This window comes from Bacillus sp. MC1252 (genome assembly GCF_056838025.1).
The window spans coordinates 768,718-789,043 of the sequence record NZ_CM166369.1 but is presented as its reverse complement, the minus strand read 5'-3'; the positions used below and the strand labels follow the sequence as shown (position 1 = coordinate 789,043).

Genomic DNA, 20,326 nt, shown 5'->3' with positions numbered 1-20,326 from the left:
CCCATTTATTAGCGTTTGGTTAAATGATAAACGATTGACTCGTATGGACGCAACGTAAAGCCCTTGATCTCTGCCGGAACATCCTCATAATTGGATAGCAGGACTTGAACGTCCATCTCATCTGCATCCTTTAATAGCTCATCAGGAAGCGTAAAGTCCGCTTCTCCTGCATAAAAGTGGTTGATCACGAGGAGCTTCTCATCCTTTCTTTCTCTCACATAAGCAAAAACCTTTGGGTCATCTTCCAAAAGTAAAGTGAAGCTGCCATACGTGATCACATCATATTCTTTACGCAGTCTGCAAAGAGCCTGATAATGATAAAAAATAGACGTGCGGTCTTTTAATGAAGCTTCCACTGAAATGTCGTTATTGGCCGGCTCAATCCAAGGCGTTCCTTTTGAGAACCCTGCATTTTTTTCTGTGGACCATTGCATTGGTGTACGGGCATTGTCTCTTGATTTGACCTGTAAAATCGCCAGTGCTTCTTCCTCTGATTTCCCTTTTTCAAGCATGGCTTCGTACATATTGAGAGACTCAATATCTCGATAGGACGAAATGTTCTCAAAGCGAGGATTCTTCATGCCAATTTCCTCACCTTGATAAATATACGGAGTTCCTTGCATCAGATGAATCGTGGTCGCCAGCATCTTCGCTGATTGCTGATGATACGTACCATCATCACCGTATCTTGAGACGATACGCGGCTGATCATGATTGCACCAGAAGAGTGCATTCCATCCGCCTCCCTCATGCATTTTCGTCTGCCACTCAGCCAGAATCGACTTCAATTTTTGAAAATCAAATGGCGCGATGGCCCATTTTTCACCGTTTGGATAATCTACTTTTAAATGATGGAAGTTAAACGTCATATCGAGCTCCTGCCGATCTGGTCTTGTATACCGAATGCAGTCTGCGATATTCGTTGAAGACATTTCTCCAACTGTCATGCTATCGTATTTTGAAAAAACCACCTCGTTCATTTCATGCAGGAACTCATGAATTCTCGGACCATCTGTATAGTACATACGGCCGTCCCCCTGCACAGATTGTCCGGCATCATCCAGAAAACGTTGATCCTTTGAAATGTTATTGATGACATCCAGCCTGAATCCATCAATTCCTTTTTCAAACCAAAAGTGCATGATGTCATATACTTTCCTGCGCACCTCATTATTTTCCCAATTGAGATCCGCTTGGGTGACATCGTATAAATGAAGATAATAGTCACCTGTCGCTTCATCTAGCTCCCAAGCTGGACCGCCAAATTTTGACTGCCAATCATTCGGCGGAGATCCGTCCGCTTTTGGCTCCTTCCAGATATAATAATCTCGATAAGGGTTATCCTTTGACTCACGCGAGGCTTGAAACCACTCATGGAAAATCGATGTATGATTGACTGCTAAATCCATGATGACACGAATTCCTCGTTCATGTGCTTCCTTCAGCATGTGCTCAAAATCAGCCATTGTGCCGTACATATCATGGATTTTTGTATAATCACTAATATCATAGCCATTGTCATACTGCGGTGACTCATACATAGGGGTCAGCCAAATACAATCTGCCCCCAGTTCTTTTATATAATCGAGCTTTTTCGTCACACCATTGATATCACCTGTACCAGAGCCTGTTGTATCTAAAAAACTCTTCGGATAAATTTGATAGACCACCGCTTTTTTCCACCACGGTTCGTTTGTTTGTTGATTCAAATTCCTTCACCACCACTAGTTAAGTTCTTGTGAAAAATCCTTCTTCTTTTTTAATTTTGCATATAAAAGGGTACCAATGAACGGAACAATCAGCACAATCACCATGCCTATTGCAAATGCGCCCCAATATTTCGGAATGATCGAGAAGATCCCCGGAATGCCTCCAACTCCGACCGAGCTTGCCAGTACACCTTGAGAGGCGATAAACATACCAGCTAACCCTGAGCTGATCAGTGCAAAAATAAACGGGAATCGATAGCGCAGGTTGACCCCAAACATCGCTGGCTCGGTAATCCCTAAGTAAGCGGAAATACTTGAAGTCAGCGAAAGTCCTTTTTGCTTTTCATCTTTTAAGACAAACATCATCGCAAGCGCAGCTGATCCTTGTGCGATATTGGACAGTGCGAGCATCGGCCATAGGAACGTGCCATGCAATTTTGAGTTAATCAATTGAATATCGACAGCTAGGAATGTATGGTGCATACCTGTAATAACTAACGCTGCATACAATCCGCCGTATAAAAGACCGCCAAGTGCTGCGAATTGCTGGAATACGGTCACAAGTCCAGAGGTTAAAACGTTTCCGATCGCAAATGTAATAGGTCCAATGACGATAAACGATAAAAACCCAATGAGTAATAACGTAATCGGTGCAACGACTAACAGCTGAATACTTTCAGGTGTCCGCTTTGTCATAAATAATTCGAGCTTTGCAAGTAAATAGGAGGCGACGAGTATCGGAAGAACCTGTCCCTGGTATCCTACCTTCTGCACTTCAAGTCCAAACAAATTCCAGACAGGAATGTCTCCAGACTTTTCAGCCGCTCCATAGCCCCACGCATTTAACAGGTCAGGATGTACGAGCATCAGTCCAAGAACCATCCCTAAAAGCGGATTTCCTCCAAATCGCTTCACAGCCGACCAGCCAATTAATGCCGGCAAGAAGGTAAAGGCAGTTCCTGCAATCAGGTTGATCATATTCGCTAAATCAGCCCATGCCGGATACACATCCACAATCGATTTTTGATCAAAGAAAATATCAGGAGCTGTTAAAATATTATGAATCCCCATTAATAAACCGGCTGTGACGATAGCAGGAAGGATCGGAATAAAGATATCCGCAAGCGTTTTCACAGCACGCTGCAATGGATTTAATTTCTGATCAGAGGCTCGTTTGACGTCCTCTTTCGTTGCTTCCCCAATTCCCGTCTGTTTGACCATTTCAGCATATACCCGATTCACGACCCCTTGGCCAATGACGACTTGGTATTGTCCATTCGCTGAGAAAGATCCCTTCACTTCTTCAATTTGTTCAAGTGCTTTCTCATCAACTTTTCCTTCGTCTTTCAGCACAAAGCGCAGTCTTGTCACACAATGTGTCGCTTGATCAATGTTTTCTTTGCCGCCGATGGCTTTCACAATCTGATCTGCTGCTGCCTGATAATCAGCCATGCTATCCCCTCCGAGACCGTTTTTTTATAAGAAAAAAGAATCAAAAACTTGTATATACATGTTTACTTCATATTTTATATTTGTATATACATGTAGTCAACAATAAAATGTAGCGCTTTCATAAAAAAAGCTCCCTCAATGTGCTAGAGGCAGCGACGTGTCATCATCTTTTTTTATGCTCCGTTAATTTTTCGTAGACCCTGTTTTTATAAAAGGAGGAGGCTGGACGGGCAAACGTTTGGCGCTTTGATGTGAGTTCATCCAGACGTTTTTGTTTTTCTTCACATATGAGAGAAAGTTTTTTTCTTTCTTCTCCATCTATACTGGTTTTGAGTAATTCTTTGACGGTCATGAGTTCTTTTTTAAGTGCCGTTTCTTCCCCAGCAAAGCCGGCATTTTTCATGATGCGGTAGCCCATCCTCAGTTCTTCAGGTACATGAGCAGCGTCATCCTTTGGCAGAGGTTTCCCAAAGCCTGATAATCCTTCAAAAGCTCCATTGTCCATCGCCTTTTTGATCCGTTCTTCTGACAATCTCTGCGCAAAATCCATGGCGCTTCTCCTTTCGGCCGCATGTATTTGATTAAGCATAGCAAAAAAGCTGACTCTCTCACAAGAGCCAGCTTTCTGCTTATTTTTTGTCGATTTTAAAGGTGGATACCATCTGGGCCAAGTCCTCTGACATATCAGAGAGCTGTTCAATCGCACTTGAAATTTGCTGCATGCCAGCACTTTGCTGTTCTGTTGCTGCCGCTACTTCTTGAGAGCTCGCAGCATGTTCTTCTGACACAACCGAAATTTGTTCAATCGATGTAGAAATCGTTTGATATGCTCGTTCTACCTGCTTGATGGATTGAAGCAAATTGTTCGTTCTGCTTGCAAACTGAGACACTCCATCATAAATAACAGCGAAGTTCTGTGACGTGCCTTCCATTTGCTCACGTCCTTCTTCCACTGCCTTACTGCTTTCCTCTACACTTTCAAGAACACGCTGACTGTTTTCCTGTGTACCGATGACTAAATCTGAAACGGTTTTAGCCGCATCAGCTGACTGCTCAGCTAACTTACGCACCTCGTCAGCCACAACAGCAAACCCTTTTCCTTCTTCTCCAACACGCGCTGCTTCAATTGAAGCATTCAGTGCAAGCAAATTCGTTTGCGCTGAAATGTCGGTAATAATGGAGATGACACTTTCAATCTCAGTTGAATGTGATTGTAATTCTTCTGCTGCCTGCTTTGAGTTTGTCATCTTGTCGTGTAACATATTGAGATGCTCAAGGACATGCTGCACCAGTTTTTGACCAGATTCTGACTGCTTTTGTACTTCTGATGAAACAGATTTCATTTCATCTACTTCTTTCGTTACGCCTTCAATTTGAGTATCGATTTCCGCAACAGAGGTCGTACAGTCTGTAATATTTGCTACAGAATCATTAATTCCTTCACTCATATTCGTCATCGCTTCTGACACTTGCTGCGCACTTTGACTCGATTCGTTCGTCACGGTGCGAAGCTGTGAAGACATTTTCGATACTTCGCTTGATGAGTTTGAGATCTTCCCAATGAGCTCTTTGATCCGTCCCTGCATCTTTTGGAAAGAAGCGGCTAATTGACCGATCTCGTCTTTACTTTCAACCTCTACCATTCCAGTTAAATCGCCATCTGCAATACGGTTCGCTGATTCCATCAATGAACGTGCTGGCTTCGCAATTCTTCTTCCCATGAAGAATGAGAAGAGTAATCCGCCGATGAGCACAATAGCAGATGCAATCGTGATATAGATCGTCAGCTTCTTCGTTGTTTCTGGCACAACAGACGCATCTAAATCAATTCCTAGAATACCAGTAAGCTCACCGCCTGAATCTTTGATTGGTAAAAAGACTGATTTATGTGTTCCAAATGAATCTTTGTAAATATCACTTTTGACCATTTTATCTTCAGAAAGAGCTTGTTTCATCTCATCTGAGAATACATAATCTTGATCAAAATCATTGTCTTCCCCAGTTAACACAATGATTCTTTCCTTGCCGCCTTTATTTGATAATACGTATAAGTTCTCAAGCGTATGATCTTCTTGAAGCTCTGTGATTTTCTTTTTAATCTCGATATAAAGAGGATCGTCCTTCCCGCTAATGCTTAGGACGTTTCCATCGATACTGTCGATCTCTTTTTTAGCTGTATCGATATCTGTCGTTAACCGATAATCAAATTGCTTTAATAACTGGGATGATAAATCCTGGCTGACTAAATAAAATGTTAGAACGAATAGTGCAACGGTTGCGAGTAATGTGCCGACAACGACTGACATGATTTTGGAGGATATCGTGAGTCCTCCAAATTTCCTTTGTTTCGCCATTTTTTTCTACATCTCCACTCTCAGATTTGATTTAAGCATGTACACTTTCAAATTGTCCACAAACAGATGCAATCACGTCTTTTAAATAAGATACGATATGAGGGATATGCTCCGGTAACGTATAAGGTGAGATCACAAAAAACTTACTTACACTTAGATAAAATTCTTGACCTTCTTTCGCATTCACAAGTAAAAACTTTGTTGTATCGCCAAAGAACATTTCGTCTCTTTTCTCTCCAAGCTTTTCAAACAGCATTTTGTTCAATTGATTGTTCCGCTCAATTTCCATTGAAGTCGCCTCTCCGGAAATCTCTTCTTTAAAGCGCGGAGATCCGTCTAGGTAAATTCTAAACAATGTAGCCATTCCGACGTTGCCATCGTTTACGACTTCTGCTTGCGGAATTTCCTGACTGAGTGCTTCTCTGAATGCAAGGTTCACCTCTAAAAATTGACCGAGCAAGCGCTGGTATCCTTCAATCCCAAACGTTAATAGCACGCTCAGCATGCTGATAGAGCTTCCCATTCTTGAGCATTCAAGTGTATAACCCGTATGGTATTCCCCGTAGCCTCTATGTCCAACATATGGTGTCTCTTGTTCTTCTAGGTCCAAACGCTTTAAGTCAGCAGCGTTTTTCACTAAGAATAAACTGGATGTGTAAGGTGTTTGACCGAGCTTTTGAAAATCAAAGCACATCGTGTCTGCAAGAGAGAGATGCTGGAATTTCACTTTGATTTCTTTTAGCATACGAAGAACACCGTCTGAGAATTGCAGCGGGTTTTTAGATACATCATACTCATTAAAGAAAGCAAAGAATCCGCCAAGCGCCGAATCTGCATGAATATGCGGCACCTTTAGACCATACTTCTCAGCAATGGCTTCTGCTGTTTCACGTACCCCTTTTACATCATCAATTGCGATGGCATCTGTTGTTCCGGTTGTTGCCACAATATAAACGGGAATTCCCCCATTTTGCGCAACACATTCCATTTGACAACGCAAATCTTCCATATCCATTGAATGATCTTTATTTGTCTTAATTCTGATTAAATTGTCTGTGCCAAGTCCGGTTGCTTCCATTGACTTAAATAGGCTGTAATGTGCTGCATCAGAACAAAACGCATAAAGATTTTGCGGGACACCTTTTCGTAATGACTCCGGTGCGACTTTCGCAATCGCTAAACGAAGCCCTGAGAAAATAGCCCCCTGACCTCCCCATGTTGTGTATCCCCCGCTCACATTTGGATCATATCCGATGAGCTTAGACATCATTGAGACCACTCTGACCTCAGCTTCCGCACCTGCTGGTCCATAAACATCCCATAGGTTGTTTCCATTTACCAGCATCGCCGTCAGCATGCCTAGAATTCCTGGCGTACTTGCCATTGGCAAAATGTTCGTGAAGAAATACTTTGTGTGGTATGGATGGTTATGTAAAAGCTTAAGTAATTCTTCATTCACAAGTTCCGCTTGTTGTCCGTTCACCGGAATTTGACTTGTTTCAGTGAGCTTTTGATAAAAATCCTCCCCACGATTCTTTTCACCTTTTAGGTGAGCACGGTTCGGATCCTTCAGGTGATCGACCCCTGAAATGATTTGTTCCATTAATTTGATGAATTCTTTACGCTCTTCTGCATTTCCGTCCTCACTCGGAAACCAGTTCTGAACGAGGTTCTCAGCTCGTACAGTCATATACTATCAATCCTTTCAATGGAAGATTTCCTGTCAATCTCTATATCGACTTCAATTGAAAAGTTTATAGTCTCAAAATGTCCACTTAAGTATATTCAGATAATTTGTTCACTCATCAAAATTAACAAAACCCTTACAAAACAAATAAAAACCATTTTTTTGTGAAACAACAAAATATATCAATATATTATCTAGCAGGAATTTTTATCCACCATCATTCACTGTTCATTGACTCATTTTTTTTACTTAACTTGCATAAACATTAATAAACACTGGAAATTCTCTCGAAATCACCATTGTAGAAATCAAATTAATTCTTTAGACTTGTGTCTTTTTACCTGTTTTATTGATATAACAACAGGAAAATTACTGAATTTTCTGTTAATATTAGGATAAATTTCACAAAAAGTTTTTCGAAGATCGAATATTTTCGATTTCTTTCCTTATATTGCTCGGACAGGCTGAACACGTAGTTCATCGGTTATGACTTTTCTATTTGCGGATTTCGTGGTATATTCTAATGGTTCGTTTTCTTTCGTTCCGCCTCTTCCGTATAACGGAGAAAAGGAGTGTTTATATGAAAACATTTATTCAAAAAAGAGGCCTCGGTTTCTTTGTGATTGCGGCCATCCTACTTTGGCTCAAAACGTATACAGCTTATTTAATCGAATTCAAACTTGGTATATCAAATATGCTTCAGCATATTTTGCTTTTCGTGAATCCTATTAGCTCCAGCTTGTTCTTTCTTGGCTTTGCTTTATTGTTCAAGAAAAAATGGCAGCCTGCCGCTATCATTGTGATTCACTTTTTCATGTCTTTTTTACTTTACGCAAACATCGTGTACTATCGATTCTTCAATGACTTTATCACGCTGCCTGTTGTAATGCAGGCAGGAACGAATGGCGGACAATTAGGTGATAGTGCATTTTCACTCATGCGTTGGACTGATGTGTTTTACTTTATCGATACAATCATCTTGATCGTACTCGCAGTCCGCATGAAAAGGCAGCAGCAAACAAGTACAGCAACTGTACCTGTTCAAAAGTCAAAATCGTTTAGACTCGTTCTTGCGTCCTCTGTTGTGATCTTTGTTCTCAACTTAGTCGCTGCAGAGATTGATCGTCCAGAGCTTTTGTCAAGATCGTTCGACCGCAATTATTTAGTCAAATATTTGGGTGCTTATAACTTTACCGTGTTTGATGCCATTCAAAATGTGAAATCAAACAGCCAGCGTGCACTGGCAAATTCAAATGATGTGACAGATGTAGAGAATTATTTAAAGGCGAACAGTGCTGATCCAAACCCGGCTTATTACGGGAAAGCGAAGGGCATGAACGTGATTACGATTTCTCTTGAATCTCTGCAAAACTTTGTCATTGATTATAAGGTGAACGGAAAAGAAGTCACTCCATTCCTTAATTCATTGGCACATGACAACAAAACGTTTTATTTTGATAACTTCTTCCATCAAACTGGACAAGGTAAGACATCTGATGCCGAATTTATGATGGATACTGGGCTATTCCCATTATCACAAGGCTCTGTTTTTATTAACAAAGCGCAAAATACGTATCAGGCACTTCCCGGCATTTTGAAGAAGGATCAATACACGTCAGCAGAATTCCACGGGAATACGAAAACCTTCTGGAACCGTAATGAAATGTTTAAGTCCTTTGGATATGACAGATTTTACGATTCTGAGTACTACGATATGAACGAGCAAGATACGAAGAACTATGGTTTGAAAGACAAACCGTTCTTCAAAGAATCAATGCCAATGCTTGAAAATCTGAAGCAGCCGTTTTATTCGAAATTCATTACGTTATCGAACCACTTCCCATTTGGCATGGATGAAGGTGATACCGATTTCGAACCTGGTGATTTCGGAGACTCTGTCGTCGATAACTACTTCCAATCTGCTCATTATTTAGATGAAGCCATTGAACAGTTCTTCAAAGACTTGAAAAAATCAGGTCTATATGACAATACAGTGGTCATTATGTACGGAGACCATTACGGCATTTCGGAAAATCATAATGAAGCGATGGAAAAAGTGACTGGACAAAAAATTGGAGATTATGAAAATGCCCAGCTCATGCGTGTGCCGCTCTTTATTCATGTGCCAGGCGTAAAAGGCGGACAGATTCATAAATACTCTGGTGAAGTCGATATCGCTCCAACCCTTCTGCACCTGCTCGGCGATGATACGAAGAACTATTTAATGTCTGGTTCTGATATCTTATCGAAGAACTTCAAAGAGCTTGTGCCATTTAGAAATGGAGACTTCGTGTCCAAGGACTACACGAAAGTAGGCAATAACTATTACAGCAACAAAACAGGCGAGAAAATCGAGCCAACTGAAAAAGCATCGCAAGAAAATGAAACGGTGAAAAAGATGCTAGAGACATCTGATAAGATCGTCACAGAAGATTTACTCCGTTTCTACAAGCCTAAAGGCTTTACACCGATTGACCGCAATGAGTATGACTATACAAAGAAAGTACAGGATGAAGAAGATTCCTCTTCCGCCAAAGATGAATCCAGCACTTCTTCAAAGTAACTTTCTCAATCAAAGAACCAGCCGATCCTGATCAGCTGGTTCTTTTGACGTTTGATCCTGATTGCACCGGGTATAGGAGATCAAGGAGGGATTTATCATGAAAAAAACAGCAGCTTTTATCGTGACTGCCTCACTTGCTTCTTCCGCCCTATTCGGTTTCAGCCCTGCGATCACAGCACACGCCATAACCAAAACGGCGGCAGAACAATCCATTCCCCAAGGTCCTCAAGCCTCACTAAACAGCATTTATAAGCTGGCGAATAAAGGACAAATGCCCTACTATGCAGAAGGGCTCAAAATAGGCGTTCAAACAAAAAAAGACGTTCATCATAAGCTCGGACAGCCTTATCCAGAAACAGGTCAAAGTAGCTTTGATTTGTATCATGCTGAAATGGGGAATCCAGGATTTGCTTTTCACTATGACAAAAAAGGCAAAATTGACGAAATACGTTATTTCGGAACAAATGTAGAAAAAGAAACGAATATCGGCGGAATGACCCCTTCCCTATTAAAGAAACAGCTTGGACCGGCCGATTCAGTGAGCACCATCCCACAAACAAAAGAGAAGAAATACGTTTACCGAACCGGTGATTATGAGCTCGAATTTATCGTCGGACATGATCCAGATATCAGCCAGCACGAGCTCACTGTCCTGCATATCAATCTCATCAAAGCCGATTCTTAAATAAAAAGGCATCCTGAGCATAAGCTGAGGATGCTTTAGAATGTTGACAAAGGGCTAAAATGATCTTTATTTTAGCCCTTTGTCTTCTTGTCAGCGTGATAGAAAACCTTTGCAGTCTAGGAAGGACGAGTACCGGAGCGGAGTGAATTTGACATTCATGAGCACCGGCACGCAGGACTGACACCGAATGCGAGGGTTTGTCTACACGCTGAAGCATCCTGAGCATAAGCTGAGGATGCTTTTCTTTATGATGATGCCACTTCTAAATGCGGCTTTCTTTTTATTGTTCGTTTGAAGACTGGACTTGCTACATAATCAAGACCAAATTTCCCTGCGTTTCCTTTCGCTGCCATAATGATGACAGCAATCAGAAGAAGGAGTGGGTTGACAGAGACGGTACCAGCAAGTAAGAAAGAGACATTCATCACGCTACCGAAAAAGGCTGCCGTTGTTGTGAACAATCCAACAATTAACCCTAGACCAACTAAGATTTCTCCCCACATGACCATCGCACTGAATAGTCCAGCATTTGGCAAGGCGACATTTTCTAAAAACCATACATAGAACGGATAAACAAGATGGCCATCTTTGACAACGGGTTCAGATATCGCAAATTGCAAATATCCTGATGCATCGAATCCGCCTGTTAGTTTTCCAATACCAGATGTCAGCCAAGTCCATCCGATATAAAGTCTTGCTGCCAAAAGTATAACGGCTGCCCACACATTCGTTTGTAAGAATTTTGTAAACATGATGATGCCCCCTTTTAATTTATGTGAAATATTTCACATTTTCTTTATGATCTTATTATACTATGTAACATCTAATTTGTGATCTTTTTCACATATATATTCACAAATTGTTCATGAATATCTAGTCGAGGTAAACTTTTCCCTTCCTTTAACCGTCTAAGTCATTTCAGATAAATAAAAGGGGTTTGAACATGTATGAAAACATTATTCCATTTCGCTTATTTACAGGCCATATCGTGTCTATTCCCTGTCATGATCTTTGCAGCACTTGCACTATCGAAAACGGTAACTATTCCTTTTCTTCATCGCTATGATTTCATTCTTCTGCTTTGTCTCATGGCACAGATTCTCATGCTGACGCTTCGGCTAGAGACGTTGACTGAACTGAAGGTCATTTGTTTATTTCATCTCATTGGAATAGGTTTAGAAATTTATAAAGTACATATGGGTTCTTGGTCCTATCCTGAGGATGCTTATACGAAAATCTTTGGGGTACCTCTCTATAGCGGCTTTATGTATGCGAGCGTGGCAAGCTATATTTATCAGGCACTTTCACGACTTCGCGTAGAGGTGACGGCCTGGCCTCATCCGTTTTTTTCGATTGGAATCAGTATGTGTATTTATCTAAATTTCTTTACTCATCACTGGATCTATGATCTCCGCTGGTGGCTGACATTGCTCCTTGTTGTAGTGTTTCGAAAAACGACGGTTTCCTTTCAGGTCGGTTCATCTGCCTATCGAATGCCGCTTGTTGTTTCATTTCTCTTGATTGGTTTTTTCATTTGGATTGCTGAAAATGTCACTACCTTTTTAGGGGCATGGCAATATCCAAATCAACAGCACGCTTGGTCTCTCGTACATCTAGGGAAAATCAGTTCATGGTTTTTACTTGTTGTCATCAGTATTGTTCTGGTGATCGAACAACGCAAACAAAAAAACGTTCAGCCCATTTGACCTGGCTGAACGCTTTTTTTAATCTCGATCGACTTCCTTGCGGAGATCATCTGCGACAAATTCCACATTCGTTCCAATGATGATTTGTACGGATGTTTTCCCTGAAGTCAGTACCCCTTTAGCACCTGCTTTTTTCAATGTGCCTTCGTTCAATAAATTCGTATCCTCTACTGTTAAGCGAAGGCGGGTGGCACAATGATCAATGGTGGTGATATTGTCTTTGCCGCCAAGCCCCTCTACGAGCATACTCGCTCCGGCAGTATTTGCATCATCTGATGGGATATCTTCAATGTCATCATCTTCTCTGCCCGGTGTTTTCAGCTTTAACAGTTTAATGAGGAAATAGAAGACAACAAAGTAGATAACGCCATAAATCACCCCAACCACAAGCAGCATGATTGGTTTTTGAGCAATGCCAAAGCTTAAGACGTAATCAATCGCACCTGCTGAAAAGGCGAAGCCGCTATGAATCCCCAGGGTGTTCACGATAAAGAGTGACAGACCAGTTAATATAGCATGGACACCATATAAAAGTGGAGATAAAAACATAAATGAAAATTCAATTGGTTCTGTGATCCCTGTAATAAATGACGTTAGCGCCATTCCAATCATCAGACCAGCTGTTGCTTTTCTCTTTTCTGGCTTTGCTGTTACAATCATGGCTAGACATGCCGCTGGCAGACCAAACATCATCACTGGGAAGAACCCGGTCATAAAGACGCCTGCACTTGGATCTCCTTTAAAGAATCGCGCTAAGTCCCCTGTTGCCCCGTTGAAGTCCCCAAATTGAAACCAGAATAAGTTATTAAGCACATGGTGAAGTCCTAGTGGAATGAGCAATCGGTTAAAGAAACCAAACAGCCCCGCACCCGTGGCACCAAGACTTAAAATCCATTCCCCTAAATCATTGATCACACTTTGAATCGGAGGCCATACATAACCGAAAACGGCTGCTAATAGAATGGTGAAAAGTGCTGTCATAATTGGCACAAGCCGTCTTCCGCTAAAGAAACCTAAGTATTCCGGCAGTTTCGTATCCTTAAATTGATTGTAAACGTAACCTGCTAAGAGCCCGCATAAAATACCGCCCAATACCCCCATATTGTTGGTCGAGTTAATCGACGTTGTACCAGCTGACAAAATGAAATAAGAAATGGCCCCTGATAACGCCGCTGCTCCGTTACCATCCTTTGAAATGCCGATCGCTATACCTATTGCAAAAATCAAAGCCAAATTCGCAAAAATTGCATTCCCTGCCGCATGAATAAACGGGATATTGAATACATCCTCCCGTCCAATGGCCAAAATAATGCCTGCTGCAGGAAGCACAGCGATTGGAAGCATAAATGATTTTCCTAACTTTTGAAAAAACTGAAACACCATCTGAATTTCCCCCCTTTGTCATCATCATGACCAAATCACTCATGATGTTCATAAAAAATATATCATATGCACGTCTAGTTATCTATACCAATTTGTCCATATCTACTAGAAATCCCGCCCTTTACTCTTTTAGCATAAAATGTGGTAAGCTATTGAATAGAATGAAGTTATAGAAAGCGGGAATGAACAGTGATTGTCAAACATGATCATGAGTTAGAAGCCTTAAAAAAAGTCGGCCGAATTGTCGCTTTGGCAAGAGAAGAAATGAAAAGCCAAGCGAAGCCAGGCATGTCTACAAAGGAATTAGATTTGATTGGGAAAAAAATATTAGAAGAGCATGGGGCCAATTCAGCGCCTGAAAAGGAATATGACTTTCCTGGTACCACTTGTATTAGCGTGAACGATGAAGTCGCACACGGTATTCCAAGTGAAAAAACCATTTTACAAGAGGGAGACCTCATTAATATTGATATCTCAGCAGAGCTTGATGGATATTATTCCGATACTGGAATTTCATTCGTACTAGGCACAGGTGATGCTCGGCTTAAAGCATTATGCCAGTGTGCGGAGGATGCATTCCTTGAAGGGTTAAAGCATGCAAAAGCCGGTAAAAGACAAAACCAAATTGGCCGTGCGGTTTACAATACCGCCAAAGAACAAGGTTTTACAGTGATTAAAAACCTGACAGGACACGGCATTGGGAAAAGTCTACACGAAGCACCAAACCATATTTTGAATTATTATGATCCATTCGATAATGCTTTGTTTAAGAATGGCACAGTCATTGCCTTTGAACCTTTTATTTCAACAAATGCTGAATCCATTTATCAGGCTGATGATGGCTGGACATTTAAAACGCCAGATAAAAGCCTGGTGGCACAGATTGAACATACCATTGTGATCACAAAAGATGAACCGATTATTTTAACAAAGCTGTAAGTCAATCCATCCTCTCCTTTCAATGGAGGGGTTTTTTTCGTATCCCTTTCACGAATCTGTCACGACTAAACAAAAATGCCTGTGGTAAAATAGGCAAAGATATGCGAAAGGGGTCTTATTTGATATGTGGTTCATCATCATTGGTGTCATCTTTTTCATCGAAAGTATTATCTTAACGGTTGTGGGTCTCAAGAAAAAACAATCCATGATGACATATCTTGGTGTTGTCATCATGATTATGACGATCGGGATGATCATTGTCACCCTCAATCCACCCAATTCATAATTCATCATTTCCAGCATATACATGCACCATAGGCAGATAGAATCAGTTTTCATTTCTTAACACCTGCACACTTTTCACGTCCTTTTTTGAGATGTTACAATGCAGGCAGTTCCAATTGAAAGGAGTTTTCTATCATGCATTATGGTAGCAAAGGCTGGTATGTCGAAGAATTAAAGAAGCTTGGTGTGACCAAGCATGAAGGAAGAAAGCTTCAAAGCTTAAAAACTTATTTCCTTGCAAATCTTCTTGAGCAAAAGAAACCAAGCTCATAAACGCTGAAAAGCCGTACATCTTGTGCTGATGTACGGCTTTTTTTAAATATGCCGGATTCGTTTTTCTAAAGAATTCCTCACTGCATCTGCCAAGGCATCTACTTCAAGAACGGCTTTCAGCCTCTGTGGATCTGCTTGATGGTATTTTACTTCGTTGACCTCATGAACCGTAATCTGATGGAACGCTTTCTCTACTAACACAAGAGGTTCATCAGGCGACACCATTCCTTCTTTTAACACACGCAAATAAAAGCCTGTATACCCAGTTTGCTGCACTTCCTTCACAAGCTTCATGTTGCCGTGCTTAAGGGATAGCTTCACACATGGCTGTCTTGGCTGACTAACCTCAACAAGCGCTTCTCCAAGCTGAAACACATCTCCAATGCACACCTCTGTCTCCACAAGTTGATGCACTGTCAAGTTCTCGCCGAAGGCCGCCTCCTGTAACGAAACACCTAAAAATTGCTCAAAGTAATCATAATGATCATATGGAAAGACGCAGATCGCTTTATCATAGCCCCCGTGATGAACCAAATCACCTTGGCCATCTCCCTCAAAATTGAGCTTGCTCAAATACACAGGTTCATGAATACGCCTTTTGTTGATGGCTGTTTTGATTTCTTTTCCATTTGCATTAGTGGTGATAGGTTGTCCTACTTGAATCCCTTCTATGTCGTAGCTTTTCTGTCCCACTATGGCCATCTCCTTTGGTTGTCTCATTGCTTTTATTTTACATCGTTTGACAGCCAAATCAAAGTCGATGCGTGAAGGAACGATGCTGGCTATGGTACGATGAGAAAAAAGGACCAAGCGAATTCTAAAAAACAAAGATGAATCATCTATTTTATAAATTTAGTAGCATAATAGGCTTCAAAATACTTTATTTCTCAGTAATTTTTGATATTTCCTGTAAAACATACAAAAAGCAATAATAAAAAGAAAATATACTTAGAATTATATTTAATGTGATTTTAAGGTTAAATCACTCTATTAAATGGTACTATTATTTAAGTAAAATACAATTAAAAAGGATGATATGGCATGAAAAAAATTATGATACTTTCATTTGCACTATTTTGTTTAGTATTTATCCCCACTTCTGTATCTGCTATTGAAAGTAATGAGGAAGAAGCAACAAATTTTTTAACAAAAGATGAAGTTATCAAAATCGACTTTGCTGAACTGGATCAGATTAGAAAAAAATTAGATATAAAGAATAAAGACAATGAATATACTGAAGAAGAAATGAATAGATTTGCGACACAAGAAATAAAAAGTACCCTCACAAATAAAACAAGAGAATTTATAATGACTACGATGAAAACAGGTTATTCTTATATTCCTGGCTTTAGTGATTTAACAGAAAAAGAAGTTGAGTTAGCTAGGCAACACCCTGTAGAATTTGTTACTTACGCATCCACAGCAAAGAATGCAAGTGATGAAACAAATAAATATTTTGGGAAATCTCAACTTTGGCAAGGAAATGGAGATGCTTTTAGACACACATATTGGAATGCTATCTTGGTGCCTAATTTTGGAGGAACAATGAAAGGCCCAAATCATGGTTATAATAGAGCAAAAGTATGGACAACTGCTCATGAGCAAAACAGCAAAGGTGCTGATAGAGAAATGGATTTATATAATAATGAGCAAGGAAGACAATTAGGAGTTACAAAATATTACAATACCAATACCCAATTTAGCAAATCAATTAGAACTATGGTTAAGCAAGGTTCCTTGGTGAGAATTGTAAAAGGTCAATTAACTGCTACAAATGGAGTTACAGGTAAATAAATCCTATAAATATTTACGGCTAGTTAAGAAATACAATGTTTCTTAACTAGCCGTACTATATAGAATTAAAACTTACGAACAACAATATACAGCTTTATTCACAGCATCTTCAGGAATGTAAATTATCCCCTTTTTTAACTTATAAGGAATGTTATGCTTTTCTAGCAACTCTATAGAATTTCCTCTGTCAATTTTCTCTCCCCATCGTACATAATCACTACTATACTCTTTTTCACAGGAAGACAAAATTACTATTGACATAAAAAATGATAAAAATGATAAAGTTAACTTCAAAACTGCACCTCCTCTATTTTTACTCTACTGTATCATCATTCTTACTTATTAACTTATTCAAACTCAACTAGCAGAGAATTAACATGATCAATACGCCTTTTGTTGATGGCTGTTTTGATTTCTTTTCCATTTGCATTAGTGGTGATAGGTTGTCCTACTTGAATTCCTTCTATGTCGTACCTTTTCTGTCCCGCGATGACCATCTCCTTTGGTTGTCTCATTGCTTTTATTTTACATCGTTTGACAGCCAAATCAAAGTCGATGTGTGAAGGAACGATGCTGGCTATGGTACGATGAGAAAAAAGGAGAGATGATATTGGTTCATTATCACGCCATTGTAAAAGGACGAGTGCAAGGGGTCGGATTTCGTTATTTTGTCCAAGGAGAAGCCGTCAATCGTGGGATGAAAGGCTGGGTACGCAACACAGATGAAGGTCATGTCGAGTTAAAGGTAGAAGGTGAGCAGCAGGAAGTGCTTGATTTCTTAAAGACCGTTCGAAAAGGAAGCCCTTTTTCAAAAGTCACAGATATGCAGATGGAGCCGCTCACCGAATTAGCTCATTATAAGGATTTTCGCATCAAAGGATGAATTTTTCATAAAAAACCTAGCTCTCGCTAGGCTTTTTCTGTTCCATGATAGGGCTTTTCCTGATAAAAATAATTCGGCTTCACAATGGTATTGTCGTAATGCTTGTGGAAGATGTGGGTAGCAGCTGGTGATACCGGTGGAATCAGCCATGTCCAGTCCCCAGTCAGCTTGCGGTCAGCCTTTTCTTCCTGCTTTTCAAATTGTTTGAATTGATGTGCTGCTGTATGGTGATCAACAATGGTCACCCCTGCTTCTCGGTAAGAATGAAGAACCGCCACATTCAACTCAACAATGGCTTTGTCCTTCCAAAGCGACGCATTCTTTGTCGTGTCCAGTCCTAAAATCGAAGCGACTTTTTTCAGCATATTGTAGCGATTTTCATCGGCTAGATTACGTGCGCCAATTTCTGTGCCCATATACCAGCCATTGAACGGTGCTGCATTGTAATGTATACCGCCAATCTCTAATTTCATATCCGCAATAATCGGAACAGCGTACCATTTCAGCCCTAAATCATGAAAGCCTTCATATTCAGGATGGGTAATCTCGACTTCTTGGACGATCTCTTTCGGAAGATCATACAGAACCGGCGGCTGACCTTTCAGCTGAAACATGAGAGGGAGAATATCAAAATGCGTGCCCTCCCCTTTCCAGCCATAGGCTTCACACAACTTTGTTAATTCAAGGGATGCCTCGTCGCCGATGATGCCATATTCCGTTTCATAGCCTGCATAACGAACAAGCTGATGATTATAAATGACCACTTCCTTCTGTCCCTCGTGCTCTGGCGGAAAGATCGTAATGGACGGTTTGATTTTCCCGCCATTTGTTGCATACTCAATATGATGAAAGAGCGCCTCTTTCACCTCATCTTTTGTCTTCACATGCCGGCAGTCATGAACATGCAGCGTTGACCAAAACAAACGGCCAATGCAGCGGTTGCTGTTGCGCCAAGCCATTTTCGCCCCGTGAGCTAGCTCTTCTGGTGTATGGGTGTATATACCTTCAGACTCTATTTCTTTTTTTATTTCATGCAGACGTGCTGCTTTCTCTTCATTTGATTTGTTTAATTCTTCATAGCATAAAGAAACAAAAGCTTCTGCTTCATTCCACAACGCTTCTTGGTTACTCAAACATACTCGCCTCACTTTAATACGAATATATCCATTGTAGCGGTTTCTATTAATAAATTCACTTGTTTCAAACCATTTTTTATCATGTCATCCGACTATTGTCCTTAGACAGTGGATGAATTAATGAGCTCAAGGGTCTTTTGGAGCCAGTGAACATACCCTTTTTCTCTTTCAATTGCCCTTGTCAGCACTAAGTAATGCCCAAATTGCGCTGAATGCAGCGATTGGGCGGAAGGATCTTCCTCCGTTAAAGCATTCAGCTTCTGTTTAAGCATGTCTACTTTTTTGGTCCGCTCTAGTAGTTGATATGAAAACAGATCAGCCGCTTCCTTTTTATCCATGGAGGAGATAAAGAATGTTTTTAGCATAAATTCATCCTTTGATGTTTCTGGAATCGGGTCTTTTGTCCTTAGCCACTTATGCAAGTCCGTTTTTCCTGCTTCTGTGATTTGATAGACCTTCTTCTCTAGCTTCTTTCCTTGTATGTGAATATCAAATTCAATAAACCCTTCTTCCGTTAAACGCTTCAGCTCGGGGTAGATTTGGCTGTGCTTGGCACTCCAAAACTGTCCAAGGGAATCCTTAAAGTGTTTTGTGATATCATATCCCGTCAGCTCACGCTGATCTAGTAAGCCAAGAATGGCATATTTCAGTACTCTCATGATGGGCCTCCAACGCATATTCTTTGACAATAGTATACCATACACTCTAAAATAAACATGTAAATCATGACATGTTTGAAACAACATCATTCTAATGAAAGAAGGAATAAACATGGAACAATTCGTTGGACTTCATATGATTTATACGTATGAAAATGGCTGGGAATATGAGATTTACATTAAAAACGATCACACCATTGATTACCGCATTCATAGCGGAATGGTCGGAGGCCGCTGGGTCCGTGATCAAGAAGTGAATATTGTGAAGCTGACAAAAGGCGTCTACAAAGTCTCCTGGACAGAACCAACGGGGACAGACGTTTCTCTGAACTTTATGCCTGAGGAAAAACGTATGCATGGCGTCATCTTCTTCCCAAAATGGGTGCATGAACGTCCAGATATCACGGTTTGCTATCAAAATGACTACATCGATCTCATGAAACAATCTCGTGAAAAATACGAAACATATCCGAAATATGTTGTTCCAGAATTCGCTGACATTACGTATATGAACCATGCAGGTGTAAATGACGAAACGATTATCGCAGAAGCACCGTACGAAGGCATGACAGATGAAATAAGAGCTGGGCGAAAATAGTAAAAGCGGCACAATGCGTGCCGCTTCAGCGTGTAGACAAACCCTCGCATTCGTTGTCAGGTCTGCGCGCCGGTGCTCACGAATGTCAAATTCGCTCCGCTCCGATGCTCGTCCTTCCTAGACTTCAAAGGTTTTCTATCACGCTGAAAAGAAGACAAAGGGCTAAAATAAAAATCATTTTAGCCCTTTGTCAACAATCTGAAAGCGGCACAATGCGTGC

The 20,326-nt window shown here is 40.7% G+C and carries 20 protein-coding genes and 1 pseudogene; 9 read left to right on the top strand and 12 right to left on the bottom strand.

The window, feature by feature from the left end; genetic code table 11:
- Window positions 1–8: 8 nt before the first annotated feature.
- From treC to ACYH0L_RS03780, 5 genes are all read right to left on the bottom strand, one after another.
- Window positions 9–1,709 (bottom strand): alpha,alpha-phosphotrehalase, encoded by a 1,701-nt coding sequence (gene treC / locus ACYH0L_RS03800; protein WP_327925352.1) that lies wholly within the window; start codon window positions 1,707–1,709, stop codon window positions 9–11.
- A gap of 15 nt (window positions 1,710–1,724) precedes the next feature.
- Complete coding sequence (gene treP / locus ACYH0L_RS03795) at window positions 1,725–3,161, bottom strand: PTS system trehalose-specific EIIBC component (RefSeq protein ID WP_327925351.1); 1,437 nt, start codon at window positions 3,159–3,161, stop codon at window positions 1,725–1,727.
- A gap of 163 nt (window positions 3,162–3,324) precedes the next feature.
- Window positions 3,325–3,711 carry a DnaJ family domain-containing protein gene (locus tag ACYH0L_RS03790; protein WP_099727671.1) on the bottom strand — a complete coding sequence of 129 codons (387 nt, stop codon included), beginning with the start codon at window positions 3,709–3,711 and terminating at the stop codon, window positions 3,325–3,327.
- 79 nt (window positions 3,712–3,790) lie between these two features.
- Window positions 3,791–5,515, bottom strand: a complete 1,725-nt coding sequence (locus ACYH0L_RS03785; RefSeq protein ID WP_327925350.1) for a methyl-accepting chemotaxis protein — start codon at window positions 5,513–5,515, stop codon at window positions 3,791–3,793.
- Between the two features lie 31 nt (window positions 5,516–5,546).
- Window positions 5,547–7,205, bottom strand: a complete 1,659-nt coding sequence (locus ACYH0L_RS03780) for a pyridoxal phosphate-dependent decarboxylase family protein (RefSeq protein ID WP_099727673.1) — start codon at window positions 7,203–7,205, stop codon at window positions 5,547–5,549.
- A 577-nt stretch (window positions 7,206–7,782) separates the two neighbouring features.
- Between ACYH0L_RS03780 and ltaS the strand changes: the two genes are divergently transcribed.
- The gene (ltaS, locus tag ACYH0L_RS03775; RefSeq protein ID WP_230031548.1) at window positions 7,783–9,765 is read left to right on the top strand and encodes a lipoteichoic acid synthase; all 1,983 of its coding nucleotides are present in this window, start codon (window positions 7,783–7,785) and stop codon (window positions 9,763–9,765) included.
- Between the two features lie 97 nt (window positions 9,766–9,862).
- On the top strand, window positions 9,863–10,450 hold the full coding sequence (locus ACYH0L_RS03770) for a YjgB family protein (RefSeq protein ID WP_249705284.1): 588 nt from the start codon (window positions 9,863–9,865) through the stop codon (window positions 10,448–10,450).
- Between the two features lie 245 nt (window positions 10,451–10,695).
- Here the strand turns inward: ACYH0L_RS03770 and ACYH0L_RS03765 are convergent, their stop codons facing one another.
- Entirely contained in the window at window positions 10,696–11,202 is a 507-nt protein-coding gene (locus ACYH0L_RS03765) for a DoxX family protein (RefSeq protein WP_230031546.1), read from the bottom strand.
- A 195-nt stretch (window positions 11,203–11,397) separates the two neighbouring features.
- Between ACYH0L_RS03765 and ACYH0L_RS03760 the strand changes: the two genes are divergently transcribed.
- Window positions 11,398–12,156, top strand: coding sequence for a DUF817 domain-containing protein (locus tag ACYH0L_RS03760; protein ID WP_367308304.1), 759 nt, complete (start codon window positions 11,398–11,400; stop codon window positions 12,154–12,156).
- Between the two features lie 18 nt (window positions 12,157–12,174).
- On the opposite strand, the gene nagE is transcribed toward ACYH0L_RS03760, so the two are convergent.
- Window positions 12,175–13,539, bottom strand: coding sequence for an N-acetylglucosamine-specific PTS transporter subunit IIBC (gene nagE, locus ACYH0L_RS03755; protein WP_099727678.1), 1,365 nt, complete (start codon window positions 13,537–13,539; stop codon window positions 12,175–12,177).
- A 189-nt stretch (window positions 13,540–13,728) separates the two neighbouring features.
- Between nagE and map the strand changes: the two genes are divergently transcribed.
- From map to ACYH0L_RS03740, 3 genes are all read left to right on the top strand, one after another.
- Window positions 13,729–14,478, top strand: a complete 750-nt coding sequence (gene map, locus ACYH0L_RS03750; protein ID WP_099727679.1) for a type I methionyl aminopeptidase — start codon at window positions 13,729–13,731, stop codon at window positions 14,476–14,478.
- Window positions 14,479–14,602: 124 nt separating this feature from the next.
- Window positions 14,603–14,764, top strand: coding sequence for a hypothetical protein (locus ACYH0L_RS03745; protein WP_099727680.1), 162 nt, complete (start codon window positions 14,603–14,605; stop codon window positions 14,762–14,764).
- 134 nt (window positions 14,765–14,898) lie between these two features.
- Window positions 14,899–15,036 carry a YflJ family protein gene (locus tag ACYH0L_RS03740; RefSeq protein ID WP_003214303.1) on the top strand — a complete coding sequence of 46 codons (138 nt, stop codon included), beginning with the start codon at window positions 14,899–14,901 and terminating at the stop codon, window positions 15,034–15,036.
- 42 nt (window positions 15,037–15,078) lie between these two features.
- Here the strand turns inward: ACYH0L_RS03740 and ACYH0L_RS03735 are convergent, their stop codons facing one another.
- Window positions 15,079–15,729 (bottom strand): MOSC domain-containing protein, encoded by a 651-nt coding sequence (locus tag ACYH0L_RS03735; RefSeq protein ID WP_230031587.1) that lies wholly within the window; start codon window positions 15,727–15,729, stop codon window positions 15,079–15,081.
- Between the two features lie 348 nt (window positions 15,730–16,077).
- On the opposite strand from ACYH0L_RS03735, the gene ACYH0L_RS03730 reads away from it, so the two are divergent.
- Window positions 16,078–16,830 carry a DUF6973 domain-containing protein gene (locus ACYH0L_RS03730; protein ID WP_256499386.1) on the top strand — a complete coding sequence of 251 codons (753 nt, stop codon included), beginning with the start codon at window positions 16,078–16,080 and terminating at the stop codon, window positions 16,828–16,830.
- A gap of 72 nt (window positions 16,831–16,902) precedes the next feature.
- On the opposite strand, the gene ACYH0L_RS03725 is transcribed toward ACYH0L_RS03730, so the two are convergent.
- Together ACYH0L_RS03725 and ACYH0L_RS03720 are read right to left on the bottom strand one after the other, a co-directional pair.
- Window positions 16,903–17,124 carry a hypothetical protein gene (locus tag ACYH0L_RS03725; RefSeq protein ID WP_230031805.1) on the bottom strand — a complete coding sequence of 74 codons (222 nt, stop codon included), beginning with the start codon at window positions 17,122–17,124 and terminating at the stop codon, window positions 16,903–16,905.
- Between the two features lie 89 nt (window positions 17,125–17,213).
- Window positions 17,214–17,327 (bottom strand): annotated as a pseudogene (locus ACYH0L_RS03720) (MOSC domain-containing protein); the annotation flags it as partial.
- 113 nt (window positions 17,328–17,440) lie between these two features.
- On the opposite strand from ACYH0L_RS03720, the gene ACYH0L_RS03715 reads away from it, so the two are divergent.
- A complete protein-coding gene (locus ACYH0L_RS03715) occupies window positions 17,441–17,713 on the top strand; it encodes an acylphosphatase (protein WP_099727686.1) in 273 nt (90 codons plus the stop codon).
- A gap of 26 nt (window positions 17,714–17,739) precedes the next feature.
- On the opposite strand, the gene ACYH0L_RS03710 is transcribed toward ACYH0L_RS03715, so the two are convergent.
- Both ACYH0L_RS03710 and ACYH0L_RS03705 read right to left on the bottom strand, forming a co-directional pair.
- Complete coding sequence (locus ACYH0L_RS03710) at window positions 17,740–18,846, bottom strand: nitric oxide synthase oxygenase (protein WP_482354372.1); 1,107 nt, start codon at window positions 18,844–18,846, stop codon at window positions 17,740–17,742.
- Window positions 18,847–18,950: 104 nt separating this feature from the next.
- Entirely contained in the window at window positions 18,951–19,508 is a 558-nt protein-coding gene (locus tag ACYH0L_RS03705; RefSeq protein ID WP_482354371.1) for a PadR family transcriptional regulator, read from the bottom strand.
- A gap of 112 nt (window positions 19,509–19,620) precedes the next feature.
- Here ACYH0L_RS03705 and ACYH0L_RS03700 point away from each other — a divergent pair, with 112 nt between their 5' ends.
- A complete protein-coding gene (locus ACYH0L_RS03700; RefSeq protein WP_099727689.1) occupies window positions 19,621–20,106 on the top strand; it encodes a phenolic acid decarboxylase in 486 nt (161 codons plus the stop codon).
- Window positions 20,107–20,326 lie beyond the last annotated feature (220 nt).

Coding starts and splice junctions, on each gene's coding strand:
- treP (WP_327925351.1), bottom strand. CDS start 3,161: ATGGCTGATTATCAGGCAGCAGCAGATCAGATTGTGAAAGCCATCGGC.
- ACYH0L_RS03790 (WP_099727671.1), bottom strand. CDS start 3,711: ATGGATTTTGCGCAGAGATTGTCAGAAGAACGGATCAAAAAGGCGATG.
- ACYH0L_RS03785 (WP_327925350.1), bottom strand. CDS start 5,515: ATGGCGAAACAAAGGAAATTTGGAGGACTCACGATATCCTCCAAAATC.
- ACYH0L_RS03780 (WP_099727673.1), bottom strand. CDS start 7,205: ATGACTGTACGAGCTGAGAACCTCGTTCAGAACTGGTTTCCGAGTGAG.
- ltaS (WP_230031548.1), top strand. CDS start 7,783: ATGAAAACATTTATTCAAAAAAGAGGCCTCGGTTTCTTTGTGATTGCG.
- ACYH0L_RS03770 (WP_249705284.1), top strand. CDS start 9,863: ATGAAAAAAACAGCAGCTTTTATCGTGACTGCCTCACTTGCTTCTTCC.
- ACYH0L_RS03765 (WP_230031546.1), bottom strand. CDS start 11,202: ATGTTTACAAAATTCTTACAAACGAATGTGTGGGCAGCCGTTATACTT.
- ACYH0L_RS03760 (WP_367308304.1), top strand. CDS start 11,398: ATGAAAACATTATTCCATTTCGCTTATTTACAGGCCATATCGTGTCTA.
- nagE (WP_099727678.1), bottom strand. CDS start 13,539: ATGGTGTTTCAGTTTTTTCAAAAGTTAGGAAAATCATTTATGCTTCCA.
- ACYH0L_RS03745 (WP_099727680.1), top strand. CDS start 14,603: ATGTGGTTCATCATCATTGGTGTCATCTTTTTCATCGAAAGTATTATC.
- ACYH0L_RS03740 (WP_003214303.1), top strand. CDS start 14,899: ATGCATTATGGTAGCAAAGGCTGGTATGTCGAAGAATTAAAGAAGCTT.
- ACYH0L_RS03730 (WP_256499386.1), top strand. CDS start 16,078: ATGAAAAAAATTATGATACTTTCATTTGCACTATTTTGTTTAGTATTT.
- ACYH0L_RS03705 (WP_482354371.1), bottom strand. CDS start 19,508: ATGAGAGTACTGAAATATGCCATTCTTGGCTTACTAGATCAGCGTGAG.
- ACYH0L_RS03700 (WP_099727689.1), top strand. CDS start 19,621: ATGGAACAATTCGTTGGACTTCATATGATTTATACGTATGAAAATGGC.